This is a genomic window from Streptomyces sp. NPDC091387, assembly GCF_044756945.1.
GTDB lineage: Bacteria > Actinomycetota > Actinomycetes > Streptomycetales > Streptomycetaceae > Streptomyces.
Genome location: NZ_JBIVTZ010000026.1, coordinates 20,656 through 35,503, shown reverse-complemented (window position 1 = coordinate 35,503; position 14,848 = coordinate 20,656). Strand labels below are relative to the sequence as shown.

General features: G+C 71.7%; 11 protein-coding genes, 2 pseudogenes and 1 riboswitch. Of the genes and pseudogenes, 7 read left to right on the top strand and 6 right to left on the bottom strand.

The annotated features are described in order from the left end of the window. Window positions 1–146 precede the first annotated feature (146 nt). Window positions 147–1,586: a gamma-aminobutyraldehyde dehydrogenase gene (locus ACIQM0_RS35630; protein WP_401294760.1), complete on the bottom strand. Its 1,440-nt coding sequence runs from the start codon at window positions 1,584–1,586 to the stop codon at window positions 147–149. A gap of 163 nt (window positions 1,587–1,749) precedes the next feature. On the opposite strand from ACIQM0_RS35630, the gene ACIQM0_RS35625 reads away from it, so the two are divergent. The 5 genes and pseudogenes from ACIQM0_RS35625 to ACIQM0_RS35605 form a co-directional block, all read left to right on the top strand. Beyond that, window positions 1,750–2,256, top strand: a complete 507-nt coding sequence (locus tag ACIQM0_RS35625) for an Lrp/AsnC family transcriptional regulator (RefSeq protein WP_363025139.1) — start codon at window positions 1,750–1,752, stop codon at window positions 2,254–2,256. Then, the gene (locus ACIQM0_RS35620; protein WP_363025138.1) at window positions 2,241–3,620 is read left to right on the top strand and encodes an aspartate aminotransferase family protein; all 1,380 of its coding nucleotides are present in this window, start codon (window positions 2,241–2,243) and stop codon (window positions 3,618–3,620) included. Before ACIQM0_RS35625 ends, ACIQM0_RS35620 begins: the two co-directional genes overlap by 16 nt. Before the next feature lie 256 nt (window positions 3,621–3,876). Then, window positions 3,877–4,614, top strand: coding sequence for an ATP-binding cassette domain-containing protein (locus ACIQM0_RS35615; RefSeq protein ID WP_363025136.1), 738 nt, complete (start codon window positions 3,877–3,879; stop codon window positions 4,612–4,614). Beyond that, window positions 4,596–5,780, top strand: a complete 1,185-nt coding sequence (locus ACIQM0_RS35610) for a hypothetical protein (RefSeq protein ID WP_401294757.1) — start codon at window positions 4,596–4,598, stop codon at window positions 5,778–5,780. Before ACIQM0_RS35615 ends, ACIQM0_RS35610 begins: the two co-directional genes overlap by 19 nt. Before the next feature lie 63 nt (window positions 5,781–5,843). Next, window positions 5,844–6,311, top strand: a pseudogene (locus ACIQM0_RS35605) (Rossmann fold nucleotide-binding protein); the annotation flags it as partial. Window positions 6,312–6,482: 171 nt separating this feature from the next. On the opposite strand, the pseudogene ACIQM0_RS35600 reads toward ACIQM0_RS35605, so the two are convergent. Beyond that, window positions 6,483–7,085: pseudogene (locus ACIQM0_RS35600) on the bottom strand (glycosyltransferase 87 family protein); the annotation flags it as partial. A gap of 578 nt (window positions 7,086–7,663) precedes the next feature. Between ACIQM0_RS35600 and ACIQM0_RS35595 the strand changes: the two are divergent. Then, window positions 7,664–8,884: a sensor histidine kinase gene (locus tag ACIQM0_RS35595; RefSeq protein WP_401294755.1), complete on the top strand. Its 1,221-nt coding sequence runs from the start codon at window positions 7,664–7,666 to the stop codon at window positions 8,882–8,884. After that, window positions 8,878–9,591 (top strand): response regulator, encoded by a 714-nt coding sequence (locus ACIQM0_RS35590; RefSeq protein ID WP_401294753.1) that lies wholly within the window; start codon window positions 8,878–8,880, stop codon window positions 9,589–9,591. Before ACIQM0_RS35595 ends, ACIQM0_RS35590 begins: the two co-directional genes overlap by 7 nt. Before the next feature lie 13 nt (window positions 9,592–9,604). Here the strand turns inward: ACIQM0_RS35590 and ACIQM0_RS35585 are convergent, their stop codons facing one another. The 4 genes from ACIQM0_RS35585 to rlmN form a co-directional block, all read right to left on the bottom strand. Beyond that, window positions 9,605–10,630, bottom strand: coding sequence for an ABC transporter ATP-binding protein (locus tag ACIQM0_RS35585; protein WP_401294752.1), 1,026 nt, complete (start codon window positions 10,628–10,630; stop codon window positions 9,605–9,607). 2 nt (window positions 10,631–10,632) lie between these two features. Next, window positions 10,633–12,246, bottom strand: coding sequence for an ABC transporter permease (locus tag ACIQM0_RS35580; RefSeq protein WP_401294835.1), 1,614 nt, complete (start codon window positions 12,244–12,246; stop codon window positions 10,633–10,635). Between the two features lie 86 nt (window positions 12,247–12,332). After that, the gene (locus ACIQM0_RS35575; protein WP_401294750.1) at window positions 12,333–13,436 is read right to left on the bottom strand and encodes a thiamine ABC transporter substrate binding subunit; all 1,104 of its coding nucleotides are present in this window, start codon (window positions 13,434–13,436) and stop codon (window positions 12,333–12,335) included. 82 nt (window positions 13,437–13,518) lie between these two features. Next, window positions 13,519–13,635: riboswitch (TPP riboswitch) on the bottom strand. Between the two features lie 41 nt (window positions 13,636–13,676). Next, complete coding sequence (gene rlmN, locus ACIQM0_RS35570) at window positions 13,677–14,783, bottom strand: 23S rRNA (adenine(2503)-C(2))-methyltransferase RlmN (RefSeq protein WP_306086762.1); 1,107 nt, start codon at window positions 14,781–14,783, stop codon at window positions 13,677–13,679. Between the last annotated feature and the right edge of the window lie 65 nt (window positions 14,784–14,848).

The following is a 14,848-nucleotide window of genomic DNA, read 5'->3' as shown; positions in this document are numbered from 1 at the left end:
GGGCGGCGGGTGCCGCGGGCAATGGACCAACCGTCCAGCGGTGGCCGCCCCCCGCGCACACCCTGTCGATGCCGGGCGGGTCCGGGAGTACGGATGCGGCCCCGGGCGGGAGCCCGGGGCCGCATCCGTACGGTTCGCCGCGGCGGTCAGCCGTCGAGCGAGGTCATGACGTGCTTGATGCGGGTGTAGTCCTCGAAGCCGTAGGCGGAGAGGTCCTTGCCGTAGCCGGACTTCTTGAATCCGCCGTGCGGCATCTCGGCGACGAGCGGGATGTGGGTGTTGATCCACACACAGCCGAAGTCGAGGTTCTTGGACATCCGCATGGCGCGGCCGTGGTCCTTGGTCCACACCGAGGAGGCCAGGGCGTACTCGACGCCGTTCGCCCACTCCAGCGCCTGCGCCTCGTCGCGGAACGACTGGACGGTGATCACCGGGCCGAAGACCTCGTGCTGGATGATCTCGTCGTCCTGCTTGAGGCCGGAGACGACGGTGGGGGCGTAGAAGTAGCCCTTCTCGCCGACCCGGTGGCCGCCCGCCTCGACCTTGGCGTGGGCGGGGAGCCGCTCGATGAAGCCGCTGACCTGGGCGAGCTGGTTGGCGTTGTTGAGCGGGCCGTAGAGCACGTCCTCGTCGTCCGGCAGGCCGGTCTTCGTGTCGGCCGCCGCCTTGGCCAGCGCGGTGACGAACTCGTCGTGGATGGACTCGTGGACCAGGACGCGGGTCGCGGCCGTGCAGTCCTGCCCGGCGTTGAAGTAGCCGGCGACCGAGATGTCCTCGACGGCCTTGGCGATGTCGGTGTCCTCGAACACGACGACCGGCGCCTTGCCGCCGAGCTCCAGGTGGACCCGCTTGACGTCCTTCGCGGCGGACTCGGCGACCTGCATGCCGGCCCGTACCGAACCGGTGATGGAGGCCATCGCGGGGGTCTTGTGCTCCACCATCGCGCGGCCGGTGTCCCGGTCGCCGCAGATGACGTTGAAGACGCCCTTGGGCACGATCTGCCCGATGATCTCGGCGATCAGCACGGTGGACGCCGGAGTGGTGTCGGAGGGCTTGATGACGACGGTGTTGCCCGCGGCGAGCGCCGGGGCGAACTTCCAGACGGCCATCATCATCGGGTAGTTCCACGGCGCGACCTGGGCGCAGACACCGACCGGCTCGCGGCGGACGATGGAGGTGAGCCCCTCCATGTACTCGCCGGCCGAACGGCCCTCCAGCAGCCGGGCGGCCCCCGCGAAGAAGCGGATCTGGTCAACCATCGGCGGGAGTTCCTCGGTGCGGGTGAGCCCGACCGGCTTGCCGGTGTTCTCGGACTCGGCCGCGATGAGGTCCTCGGCGCGCTCCTCGAAGGCGTCCGCGATCTTCAGCAGGGCGCGCTGGCGTTCGGCGGGGGTGGCGTCGCGCCAGGCGGGGAAGGCCGCGGCGGCGGCGTCCATGGCGGCATCGACGTCGGCGGCGCCGGAGAGCGGCGAGGTCGCGTAGACCTCTTCCGTCACCGGGTTGACCACGTCGATGGTCCGCCCGTCGGCGGCGTCACGGAACTCTCCGTTGATGTAGTTGCGCAGACGGCGCACCTCGGTGGTCACAGCCGGCCCTCCTGCTCTGAAGTCCAATGGGTGAGACGCCCAGCGTAGTCGCTCGGGTAACGCTTTCGACATACCCAACCGCCGTGAACTTCGGATTCAGTGTGATTCAAGCCCTTCAACAACGAATTTCATCGATTGAGGGTTGCGAGACAGACGAGTCCCGGTGCACAGTGGCTCCGTGGCCAGTCGTAGCGCAGACTCCAGGACCGGGAACGGATCGTCCTCAACGGTCGATGCCGTGTCCCTCGCGATCATCGAGCAGCTCCAGGAGGACGGACGTCGTCCGTACGCCGCGATCGGCAAGGCCGTCGGCCTCTCGGAGGCGGCCGTGCGCCAGCGCGTCCAGAAGCTGCTCGACCAGGGCGTGATGCAGATCGTCGCCGTCACCGACCCCCTCACCGTGGGGTTCAGACGCCAGGCGATGGTCGGGATCAACGTCGAGGGCGACCTCGATCCCGTCGCGGATGCCCTGTCGGCCATGACCGAGTGCGAGTACGTGGTGATGACCGCGGGCTCCTTCGACCTGATGGTGGAGATCGTCTGCGAGGACGACGACCACCTGCTGGAGACGATCAGCAAACGCATCCGGGCCATTCCCGGCGTGCGCTCCACCGAGAGCTTCGTCTACCTCAAGCTCAAGAAGCAGACCTACATGTGGGGAACCCGATAGCCGTGAGCAAGGACCTCAGCCGGACCGCGTACGACCACCTGTGGATGCACTTCACCCGCATGTCGGACTACGAGAACGCGCCCGTTCCCACCATCGTGCGTGGCGAGGGCACCTACATCTTCGACGACCAGGGCAAGCGCTACCTCGACGGCCTGTCCGGCCTGTTCGTGGTGAACGCCGGCCACGGCCGTCACGAGCTCGCCGAGGCCGCGTACAAGCAGGCGCAGGAGCTGGCCTTCTTCCCGGTGTGGTCCTACGCCCACCCGAAGGCCGTCCAGCTGGCCGAGCGCCTCGCCGACTACGCCCCGGGTGACCTCAACAAAGTCTTCTTCACCACCGGTGGCGGCGAGGCCGTCGAGACCGCGTGGAAGCTGGCGAAGCAGTACTTCAAGCTCACGGGCAAGCCGACCAAGTACAAGGTCATCTCGCGTGCGGTCGCCTACCACGGCACCCCGCAGGGCGCCCTGTCCATCACCGGCCTGCCGGCCCTCAAGGCCCCCTTCGAGCCGCTGGTCCCCGGCGCGCACAAGGTGCCGAACACCAACATCTACCGCGCCCCGCTCTTCGGCGACGACCCGGTGGCCTTCGGGCGCTGGGCCGCCGACCAGATCGAGCAGGAGATCCTCTTCGAGGGCGCGGACACCGTCGCCGCCGTCTTCCTGGAGCCCGTGCAGAACGCGGGCGGCTGTTTCCCGCCCCCGCCCGGCTACTTCCAGCGCGTCCGGGAGATCTGCGACAAGTACGACGTGCTGCTCGTCTCCGACGAGGTCATCTGCGCCTTCGGCCGGCTCGGCACGATGTTCGCCTGCGACAAGTTCGGCTACGTACCGGACATGATCACCTGCGCCAAGGGCATGACCTCGGGCTACTCGCCGATCGGTGCCTGCATCATCTCGGACAGGCTCGCCGAGCCGTTCTACGAGGGCGACAACACCTTCCTGCACGGCTACACCTTCGGCGGCCACCCGGTCTCCGCGGCGGTCGGCCTGGCCAACCTCGACATCTTCGAGCGGGAAGGCCTCAACCAGCACGTCCTCGACAACGAGAACGCGTTCTTCACCACGCTGCAGAAGCTGCACGACCTGCCGATCGTCGGCGACGTCCGCGGCAACGGCTTCTTCTACGGCATCGAGCTGGTGAAGGACAAGGTCACCAAGGAGACGTTCACCGACGAGGAGACCGAGCGCGTCCTGTACGGCTTCCTCTCCAAGGCGCTGTACGACAACGGCCTCTACTGCCGGGCCGACGACCGCGGCGACCCGGTCGTCCAGCTCGCCCCGCCGCTGATCTCCGACCAGTCCACGTTCGACGAGATCGAGTCCATCCTGCGGTCCGTCCTGACGGAGGCCTGGACGAAGCTCTGACCGACAGCTCGATCGGCTGACCGACCGAGCTCGGTTCGACCACCGCTTGACCGTCCCCCCGACGGTCTTCCAGCGGTCATTTCATACGGTTCACGCGGCCCGGATGCGCCCAGTCGAGTGGGAAGAGGCGCACCCGGGCCGTGTGCTGTGCGCACACCGCGGTCCGAATCCTTACGGTGCCGAGTGACCGATCGGCCCCCTCTTCGTTCCCCCGTACGGGGGAACGGGATATCTGATCTGAACCGAGGTGTACGCCATGGTGGCCCCGCCGGACAACGACGTGATCTGGGCGCGCTCCCTGCACCACTCCCACAACGGCTCACCCGCGCTCGGCGGGGTGTCCCTGGGGATCCGCGACGGCGAGATCCTCGCCGTGACCGGCCCGCGCGGCAGCGGCAAGACCACGCTGCTGCACTGCCTGTCCGGCCAACTGGTGCCCGCCCAGGGGGAGGTGTGGTTCAACAGCGTCCCCGTCCACACCATGGGGCCCCGGCTGCGCGAACGGCTGCGCCGCGACAAGTTCGGCTGGATCGCCCCCGAGCCCCAGCTCGTCCCGGAGCTGACCACCTGGGAGAACACCGCCCTCCCGCTGCTGCTGCGCGGCGTCTCGCACCGGGAGGCCAAGAAGTCCGCCATGGAGTGGCTGGAGCGCCTCGACATCGGCATGTGCGCCAGGAAGCGGCCGCACACCCTCCAGCAGAGCCAGCGGCAGCGGATCTCGGTGGCCCGCGCGCTGGCCACCGCCCCCGCGGTGATCTTCGCCGACGAGCCGACCGCGACCCTCCACCGCACCGACCGCACCCATGTGCTGCGCACCCTGACCAGCGCGGCCCGCTCGCACGGCATCACGGTGGTCCTCGCCACGCACGACGCGGAGATCGCCGCCCTCGCCGACCGTGCGGTGCCGCTGCTGGACGGACGCCGGGTCGCCACGGTCGCCCTGCCGGCCGCAACCGACACGGAGGGGCGCGCGGCGTGCTCGCTCTCCGTCTAGCCCGCGGCTCCCATCCACTGGTCCTGATGCGGCGGCTGCTGGTCGCGGCCGCCTCCGCCGGGGTCGGCTTCCTCCTGCTGTGCACCCTGGGCTACGCCTCCGGGCACCCGGCACACGCCACCGGTTCCGTCCTGCGGCTGCTGTGGTGCTTCGTACCGCTGGCCGCCACCGTGCAGTTCGCCGTCGCGGTCGCCCGGACCGACCCGAGCACCCGCCCGCGCGCCGGGCTCTCCGCCGTCGGCCTCGGGCCGGTCCGGCTCAGTGTGCTGGCCGCCGTCTCCACCGCGGTCTCGTGCACCCTCGGCTCCATGGTGGCGCTGCTCTTCTTCCTCCATCTGCGCGGCGATCTGTCGGGGCTGCCGTTCGACGGTGCGGCGGCCGGGCTGCTCGGCGCGGAGGCGTCGCTGCCGCTGGCCGCCGTCCTGGTCCTGCTGACCCTGGTGCCCGCCGCGGCCGCCACGGCGAGCGCGCTGGCGCTGCGCACCAGGCCGGTGCGGGCAGCGGGCGTGCAGGACGGTTCGCAGGACCTGCTGCCCGAGGAGCAGGCCCCGGCCCCGGCCGCCCCGCCGGCCGGGCTGCCGTGGGGCGTGGCCCTGACGGCCGCCGGACTCGCGGTCGAGGCGTACGCGAGCCGCGGTTCCGCGGGCAGCCCGTTCCCGCTCCCCGGAAAGCTCGACTCCACTCCGGCCTGGGTCCTGGTGGGGTGGACGCTGACGGCGATCGGCCTCGCCACGGCCGGCCCCGGGCTGACCCATCTCGCCGGACGGCTGCTCCAGGCGGTGCGCCCCGGAGCCGTACGCCTGCTGGCGGGACGGGTACTGATGGACGAGTCACGCCGGATCGGCCGGCCGCTGGGTGTCGTCTGCGCGGTGCTCTCGGCCGTCATCGCCGCGTTCGCGCTGTACGGGACGGGTCCCCGGCCCTTCGGACCGCTCACCGCGCTCGGCGCCGTACTCGTCATCGGCTGCACGACGGCGACGCTGCTGACCTCGGCGCTGGAGGCGAAGCAGGCCCGCGCGGAAACGGCGCGGGCACTGCTGCGGCTCGGCGCCCCGGCCTCGGCGCTGCGGGCCGCGACGGCGCTGCGCGCGGCCGCACTGCTCCTCGTCTTCGCCCCACTGACCTGGGCGATCGCCGAGCTGGCCGCTCTTCCGCTGACCCCCTGAGCGGCCGAGCGGCCGGCCGGCCGCCATCGGGGCGCCCGCCCCGCCGGTCCGTGGCATGAGGCCGTGGAGAACCCGGACGAGAGCATTCCCGCACCCGGCGGCGAGATCGAGTCACTCGCCGCATTCGACGCGGCGGTCGCCGCCGGCTCGCTGGCCGGGCGCCGCGTCCAGTCCGTCGATCTGACGGACCGCACCGCCGCCCTGCTCACCGCCGACACGTCGGGGGCCGTCTTCCTCGGCTGCCCGATGGGGCCCGACGCGGCGACGAAGGTGCGGGCCGACGGGGCGTTCGTCTTCCCGCCGGTGCCGGGTCTGCCCTTCGCCCCCTACCGCAGACTGCTCTACTCCCCCGACGCGCTCTACGACGAGCTGACGAAGGGCGGTTACGAGGCCACGCCGGACGCCCGCGCCCACCACTGGTTCCAGGAGACGCGGTCCAACGGTGACGCGTTCGCGTCGATGCTCCGCGCGCTCCACGACGACGCGGTCTCCGACGCGCTGGACGCACTCCTGGCCGGGGCCGGGGTGGTCGTCTTCGGTGTCGGGTCGGACGGCATGTGCGCGCCGCCGCGTCCAGCCGTGCTGCGTCACGGCCCAGACGGCGAGGACCAGCGGATATACGAGGTAGCCGAAACGGGTGGCGGGCATGAGGACGACGGCGAGGCTCAGCCCGAGTGCCAGCCGCAGCGCGGCGGCGGGCGCCGTTCCCGGTGGCCGCACGAGCAGCGAACCGGCCAGCGCCAGGGCGCAGCACAGGAGCAGGACGAGGGCGACGGTCCGGCCTCCGGGCACCCCGGAGGCGAGCAGATGTCCCGGGAAGGGGGTCGCGGCCGGTGACACGGCACCGGCCAGCCCCAGCGGGTAGCGGACGACATGGGTGACGAAGGCCGACGGATCGCGCAGTACGGCCGGGAGCACCAGTACGGCGGTGGTGAGCCCCGCCGCGAGGGCGCAGCGCCACGCTGCCCCGCGCCCGGCGGCGCCGTCCCGGCGCATCGACATGAGCAGCACGACGACCACCGGGAGCGCGGGCCAGGCCGTCCACTTGAGGGCTGCGGCCAGGCCGGTCACCAGTCCGGCGGCGACCGGCCTGTGCCGTCCGGCCAGCGAGAGGCCCAGACACATCAGCCCGGCCACCGGAAGATCGACGCCGCCCACCGCCATCGGCAGGGCGACGAGAGGGACGGCGGCCAGTGCGAGGAGCGGCGGGCGGCGGGCGGCCAGTGCGAGCGCCCCGAGGAAGGCGGCTCCGGTCCACAGCCGGGGATCGGTCAACGGGCCCTCCCCGAACAGGGCGTGCGGCATCCCGAAGACGGCCATCGCGGGAAGGTAAGGATCGAAGTCCGCCACCGCCGCGGGGTCGGGGGCGTACGGTGAACCGGTCGCGAGCAGCGAATGCGCCGAGTGCGCGACGACTTGGACCTCCAGTTGCGCCCGGCCCAGGAGCACGAGGAGCGGCAGTGGCAGTCCCACGGCGCCGACGGCCGCGACGGCGGACGCCGTACGGCGGTTCCCGCGCAGGGCCGGCCACACCGCGCCGGCGTATCCGGCGGCGGCCGACGCGCCCCAGATCCGGTGCGGAGCGAGTCCGGAGCACAGCGCGAGGAGCAGGGCGGCCACCGCGCAGCCGGCCCACGCGCACGCACCGGCCGGGGCTCCCCGGCCGAACCGCTCCACGCGGGCGCCCCGTCGCACCGTCGCCGCCGCCGCGGCCGCCGCGGGATCTGCTGTTCCGTCCATGCATCCGAGGCTAGGAACGTGGCTCTCACGGCACGTCACACCGGAATCCGGTGTTCGCACTCAACCCGTGGCATGAGACGCGGCGGGGAATTCCACCCCTGCTCCGATGTGCCGGAGGTCCCCGGTGTCGAACAATCCTGGGTATGAGCAGCACGATCACGCCGCGCGCCCGGGTCCAGCGGGCGCGCCTGCGAACGCGCCGGTGGGCCTCGGCCCCCGCGTACCCCTGGCTGACGGGAGGTGCGCTGACCCTGTTCGCGGCAGGTGAGCTGATAGCCGTACCGGGCTCGGCGATCACCACGTTCGGGGTGCTGGTCTGTACGGCTTCGCTGATGTGGCGGGGTGTGCGGCCCGCCGTCTGCCTCCTCACGGTCGGCGCGGCCCTGCTCAGCTTCGGAACCGACGGCAACATGGCCTACGCGACGGTGGCCGGCACCCTGATCGGCAGCTACACGCTGGGCCGCCATCGCGTGCAGCACCCGGCCCTGCTCGTCGTCGGCGGTGCGCTGGCCTCGCTCACGGTCAACCTCGTGCACATCGACCGCTGGGCACGCGACGGATCGCCGGCGCTGCCCACGCTCCAGGGGAGTGACCGGCTGAGTCTCGGGCTGTACGCCGAGACGCTGGCCCTGACGGTGGTGATCCTGGGGGCGGTGAGCATGGGGGACGCGGTGCGCGCACGGGAGGAGACGCGGCAGGAGCGGGCGGCCGCCCAGTCCAGGCTGCTGGTGATGGAGCGCCGGCAGGCGGCGGAGGCGGAGCGGGCCGCCATCGCCAGGGAGTTGCACGACATGATCGCCCACTCCGTCTCCATGATCGCCGTGCAGGCGGAAGGGGCGACCTACACCACCCCGGGGCTGTCCCCGCAGGCCAGGGACGCCTTCCAGCAGATCGCGGGCACGGCACGCGCGTCGATGACCGAGCTGCGGCGGATGCTCGGCGTGCTGCGCACCGACCGGGCGGCGGGGACGGCGACGGCGCCGCAGCCGACGCTGGCCGGGCTGAACGACCTGGTCGAGCAGCACCGGGCGGTGGGCGGCACGGCGGAGCTGCGGATCAGTGGCGAGCGGGCGGAGTTGCCCCCGTCCTGGGAACTGTCGGCGTTCCGCATCGTGCAGGAGGCCCTGACGAACGTGCGCCGCCACGCGCCGGGGGCGCGGGCCGTGGTGGACATCGTCTACGGGACCGGTGTGCTGGCGGTCCGGGTCGGGGACGACGGACCGGGGCCGCGCGGCGCACCGGCCGAGGGCGCCGGCCACGGGCTGGTGGGGATGAACGAGCGGGCGGCGCTCCTCGGTGGCAGCCTCACCGCGGGCCGGGGCCCGGCGGGCGGCTTTCTCGTCGAGGCGGAGCTCCCGTGGTGATCCGGGTGGTGGTGGCCGATGACCAGGCCGTCGTACGGACCGCCTTCGCCGGGCTGCTCGGCACCCAGCCGGACATCGAGGTGGTCGGGGAGGCGGAGGACGGGGCGGCGGCGGTCCGCATCGCCGCCGAACACCGCCCCGACGTGGCCCTGCTCGACATCAGGATGCCGGGGCTGAACGGCATCGAGGCGGCTCGCGAGATCATCGCCGCCTCGGGCGGTGCGACCAGGGCGCTGATGCTGACGACGTTCGGGCTCGACGCGTACGTGTACGACGCGCTGACCGCGGGGGCCAGCGGCTTCCTGCTGAAGGACGCGACGTTTCCCGAACTGCTGCACGCGGTACGGGTGGTGGCCGACGGCCGGGCGCTGCTCTCGCCGGACATCACCGGGCGGCTGATCGCGGAGTTCACCAGGCAGCGGGTCGCCGCTCCGCCCGCGCGCTCCGTCGAGGGCCTGACCACCCGGGAGGTGGAGGTGCTCGTGCTGATCGCCCGGGGTCTGTCGAACGGGGACATCGCCGACCGGCTCACCATCACCGCGCACACGGTCAAGACCCACATCAACCGGCTGTTCGCGAAGATGGAGCTGCGGGACCGCGCGCAGGCGGTGATCCTCGCCTACGAACTGGGACTGGTCGTGGCCGGTTCCGGTGCGAACGGCTGCGGCGCGGGCGGGATACCGGCGGGGCCGGACGCGGGCCGGTGACCCGCGCGGCCGGTCACCGCACGGCGGGCAGTACGACGCTCTCCGACGCGTCGAAGGTGACGCCGACCCGCGCGCCCTCCTCCGGTGTGGCGCGCAGTGCGCACTCGGCGTCCAGGGCCGGGCCGTGCTCCGGCCTCAGTGTCACGGCGACGTGGTTGCCGCGGAAGGTGCGGGCGCCGACGGTGCAGCGCAGGCCGTCCTCCGGGGCGCCGATCCGGACTCCGGCCGGACGCACCAGCAGGTCGCAGGCCCCCTGAGGCGATCCCGCGGGCACCGGCACCTTGCCCCAGTCCGTGTCGGCGGCCTCGCCGGTGACCGTCGCCTCCACCACGTTGTCGAAGCCGAGGAAGCGGGCGACGAAGGCCGATGCGGGACGCTGCCAGACCTCCAGGGGGGTGCCCACCTGGGCGATGCGTCCGTCGCGCATCACGACGACGCGGTCGGCCAGCGCGAAGGCCTCGCCCTGGTCGTGGGTGACCGCGAGCACGGTCGTGCCCAACCGGCCGAACAGCGTGCGCAGTTCGACGACGAGGCGTTCGCGCAGGCTGCGGTCCAGCTGGCCGAGGGGTTCGTCCAGCATCAGCAGCTTGGGCCGGGGGGCGAGCGCCCGCGCGAGGGCGACGCGCTGCTGCTCGCCGCCGGAGAGCGCGGCGACGGCCCGCCGCTCGGCGCCGGGCAGCCCCACCAGATCGAGGAGTTCGGCGACCTTGCGGTCCCGCTCGCTCCGGCTCACGCCGTGCATCCGCAGCCCGAAGGCGACGTTGGCACCGACATCGCGGTGCGGGAAGAGCTGGTGGTCCTGGAACATCAGGCCGAGCCCGCGCCGGTGCACCGGCACCCCGGCCTGGTCCGCTCCGTCGAGCAGTACCCGCCCGCCGTCCGGATGCCGGAGTCCGGCGACCACCCGCAGCAGGGTCGACTTCCCGCTGCCGCTCGGCCCCAGCACGCAGACGATCTCGTGCTCGGCGACCTCCAGGTCCACCGCGTCCAGCGCCGCCCGGTCACCGAAGCGCACGGTGGCCGATTCGAGTGTCAGCATCCCTAGAACTCCCCGGATCGATCGGTGCGGATACGTTCGAGCAGCAGCAGCGACACCGCGCACACGAGCATCAGAATGGTGCTGAGGGCCATCGCCTGGCCGTAGTTGAGATCCCCGGACCGCCCCAGCAGCCGTGCCACGGCGACCGGGAGCGTCGGGTTGTCGGGCCGTGCGATGAACACCGTGGCGCCGAACTCGCCGAGCGACACGGCGAACGCGAAGCCCGCCGCGACCAGCAGCGCCCGGCGCACCAGCGGCAGATCCACCTCGCGCCAGGCCCGCAGCGGCGACGCGCCGAGCACCGCGGCCGCCTCGCGCAGCCGCCCGTCCACCGCGCGCAGGACCGGCAGCATGGTCCGTACGACGAACGGCACCCCGACCAGGGCCTGGGCGAGGGGCACCAGGATCCAGGAGGTCCGCAGATCGAGCGGCGGCTTGTCCAGGGTGATCAGGAACCCGAAGCCGACGGTGACGGCGGAGACCCCGAGGGGCAGCATCAGAAGGGCGTCGAAGCCTCTGACCAGCCGGCCGCCCCGCCTGGTCAGAGCCGCTGCGGCCAGGCCCCCGACGACCAGCGCGATGACGGTCGCGACCAGCGCGTACCGCAGCGAGTTCCCGATCGCTTCGAGCGGCGCGACCAGGAACGTACCGCTGTTCGCGTCCGCCGATGCCAGCGCCCGGTAGTAGTCGAGGCCGTGGCCGCCGGACACGTCGAGCGAGCGCTCCACCAGTACGGCGAGCGGCAGCAGGATCAGTACCAGCACGGTCAGCAGGACGCCTCCGAGCAGCGCCCACTGGCCCGCGCCGCGCGGCCTGCGGGCGGTCTGCGCCGGGTCGACGAGCTTCAGCGCGGTCTCCCTGCGCCGTACGGTCCAGGCGTGCAGGGCGAGGATGGCGCCGACCGCGGCGAACTGCACGAGTGTCAGCACGGCGGCGGCGGGCAGCGCGAGCAGCTGTGCGGTCTGGCGGTAGATCTCCACCTCCAGTGTGGAGAATCCGGGGCCGCCGAGGATCTGGACGACGCCGAAGGAGGTGAAGGTGAAGAGGAAGACCATCAGTGCCGCGGCGGCCACGGCGGGCGCGAGCGCCGGAAGGGTGACCCGTCGCCAGGCGGTGAACCGTCCGGCGCCGAGGACGCGGGCGGCCTCCTCCTGCCGCGGGTCGAGCTGCGACCACAGTCCGCCGACGGTGCGCACGACGACCGCGTAGTTGAAGAAGACATGGGCCAGCAGGATCGCCCACACCGTGGTGTCGAGCCGTACCCCCCACAGCCCGTCGAGGAAGCCGCCGCGCCCCAGCAACGCGAGGAACGCGGTGCCCACGACGACGGTCGGCAGGACGAACGGCACCGTGACGATCGCCCGCAGCAGTTGCTTGCCCGGGAAGTCGAACCGGGCGAACACATAGGCGCCCGGCAGTGCGATCAGCAGGGTCAGCGCGGTCGAGGCGAGCGCCTGCCAGAGGGTGAACCAGAGGACGTCCAGGATGTCCGGCCGGCTCAGCACCTCACCGAACCGGCCGAACTGCCAGACGCCGTCGGCCTTGAGCCCCCGCCCGACGATCGCCGCGACGGGGTAGGCGAAGAACACCGCGAAGAAGGCGACGGGCACGGCCATCAGGCCGAGCCGCACCGCGCTCCCGCGCCGTGACCGGGTCCGTGCGGCCTTCCCGCGCGCGCCCGGTCCGCGTACGGGAGTCCTCGCTACTTCACTACGAGCGAGGACCATGACTGGACCCACTGCTCACGGTTCTTGGCGATGGTGTCCGGGGCGACGGTCGCCGGCTTGTCCGCGGTGGCCCCGAACTCCGTGAAGAGCTCCGGCACCTTCGCGCCCTTGTTGACCGGGCTGACGAACATGTTGAGCGGCATGTCCTCCTGGAACTTCTTTCCGATCAGGAAGTCCAGCAGGGCCTTGCCGCCCGCCTCGTTCTTCGCGCCGTCGAGCAGACCGGCGAACTCGATCTGCCGGAAGCACGTCCCGGTGGCGACCCCGGTCGGGGCCGACTCGGGCTGCGGGTCCGCGTACAGCACCTCGACGGGCGGGCTGGAGGCGTAACTGACGACGAGGGGCCGGTCGGCCTTGGCCTTCCTGCCGCCCGCGGAGCCGGAGAACTCCTCGTTGTACGCCTGCTCCCAGCCGTCGACGACCTTGACGCCGTTGTTCTTCAGCTTCTTCCAGTAGTCCTGGTAGCCGTCCTCGCCGTAGGTGGCGACGGTGCCGAGGAGGAAGCCGAGACCGGGCGAGGACGTCGCGGCGTTCTCGGTGACGAGGAGGTTCTTGTACGCGGGCTTCGCCAGGTCGTCGAAGGACTTCGGCGGCGCGAGCTTCTTGTCGGCGAAGTACTTCTTGTCGTAGTTGACGCAGATGTCGCCGGTGTCGACCGGGGTGACCCGGTGCTTCGCGGCATCCAGCTGGACGTCGGACGCGACCTGATCGAGGCCCTCGGCCGCGTACGGCGTGAAGAGGCCGTTGTCGAGGGCGCGCGACAGCAGGGTGTTGTCGACGCCGAAGAACACGTCACCGCGCGGCGATCCCTTGGTCAGGATCTCCTGGTTGAGCGCGGCGCCCGCGTCCCCGCTCTTCAGCACCTTGACCGTGTAACCGGTCTCCCGGGTGAACTCCTTCAGCACGCCCTTGGACGCGTTGAAGGAGTCGTGGCTGACGAGGGTGACGGTCTTGGAGCCGGCGCCCTTGGTGCCGGCGGAGCCGGACGACGAGTCGTCGGAGCTGCCGCAGCCCGCGAGCGCGGTGGCCCCGATCGCGGCGGCGACGGCCGACACCGCGATCTTCTTGGTGGTGCTCATGTGATTCCTCCTGGGGGTGACCAGGAAGAGACGCGGCCCTGCCCGCGCCGGATCGGAACCGGAAGCGGGCAGGGCGCAACAGCTTGAGTAAGGTCCGAACTTCCTACCCGGAATGACCCGGGCGAGGTTCAGAGGGTCTGCGGCCAACCTGTCCTTGGTGCCGCACTCTCAGCGCTGTGGCGCTCCCCTGTCGGAATATGAAGTTGAATTCACGCCCAGGCTACACGGCCGGTTTCGGCCTCAGCGCTCGGATGCCGCCAGCTGCCCGCAGGCGCCGTCGATCTCCTGGCCCCGGGTGTCCCGGACGGTCACCGGCACCCCGTGGGCGGCGATGGCCTCGACGAACGCCTTCTCGTCCTCGGGCCGCGAGGCGGTCCACTTCGAGCCGGGCGTCGGGTTCAGCGGGATCAGGTTGACGTGCACCCGCTTGCCCTTGAGGAGCCGGCCCAGCCGGTCCCCCCGCCAGGCCTGGTCGTTGATGTCACGGATCAGCGCGTACTCGATGGAGATACGGCGACCGGACTTCTCCGCGTACTCCCAGGCCGCGTCCAGCACCTCGCGCACCTTCCACCGGGTGTTCACCGGTACGAGGGTGTCGCGCAGCTCGTCGTCCGGGGCGTGCAGCGAGACGGCGAGACGGCACTTGAAGCCCTCGTCGGCGAAGCGCAGCATCGCCGGCACCAGGCCGACGGTCGAGACGGTGATCCCGCGCTGCGACAGCCCCAGCCCGTCGGGCTCGGGGTCGGTCAGCCGGCGGATGGACCCGACCACCCGCTTGTAGTTGGCGAGCGGCTCGCCCATGCCCATGAAGACGATGTTGGAGAGCCGCGCCGGGCCCCCCGGTACCTCACCGTCGCGCAGGGCCCGCATGCCGTCCACGATCTGGTGGACGATCTCCGCGGTGGAGAGGTTGCGGTCGAGACCGGCCTGCCCGGTGGCGCAGAACGGGCAGTTCATCCCGCATCCCGCCTGGGAGGAGATGCACATCGTGACGCGCTCGGGGTAGCGCATCAGGACGGACTCGACCAGTGTCCCGTCGTGCAGCTTCCACAGCGTCTTGCGGGTGGTGTCGTCGTCGCAGCTGATGTGCCGGACCACGGACATCAGGTCCGGGAACAGCGCCTCGGCGAGCTTGTCGCGCGACGCGGCCGGAATGTTGTTCCACTCCGACGGGTCGTGCGCGTACCGCGCGAAGTAGTGCTGCGAGAGCTGCTGGGCGCGGAAGGGCTTCTCGCCGGTCGCGGCGACGGCTTCCTTGCGCTCGGCGGGCGTGAGGTCGGCGAGGTGCCGCGGCGGCTTCTTGGCTCCGCGGGGCGCGACGAAAGTGAGTTCTCCGGGCTTAGGCATGGTTCATCCAGTGTCGCAGACACGCCGGGGTGCGATCGGTCATCGTGCTGCCCGGCCCGCTGAGG

Coding starts and splice junctions, on each gene's coding strand:
- ACIQM0_RS35615 (WP_363025136.1), top strand. CDS start 3,877: ATGGTGGCCCCGCCGGACAACGACGTGATCTGGGCGCGCTCCCTGCAC.
- ACIQM0_RS35595 (WP_401294755.1), top strand. CDS start 7,664: ATGAGCAGCACGATCACGCCGCGCGCCCGGGTCCAGCGGGCGCGCCTG.
- ACIQM0_RS35585 (WP_401294752.1), bottom strand. CDS start 10,630: ATGCTGACACTCGAATCGGCCACCGTGCGCTTCGGTGACCGGGCGGCG.
- ACIQM0_RS35580 (WP_401294835.1), bottom strand. CDS start 12,246: ATGGCCGTGCCCGTCGCCTTCTTCGCGGTGTTCTTCGCCTACCCCGTC.
- ACIQM0_RS35575 (WP_401294750.1), bottom strand. CDS start 13,436: ATGAGCACCACCAAGAAGATCGCGGTGTCGGCCGTCGCCGCCGCGATC.
- rlmN (WP_306086762.1), bottom strand. CDS start 14,783: ATGCCTAAGCCCGGAGAACTCACTTTCGTCGCGCCCCGCGGAGCCAAG.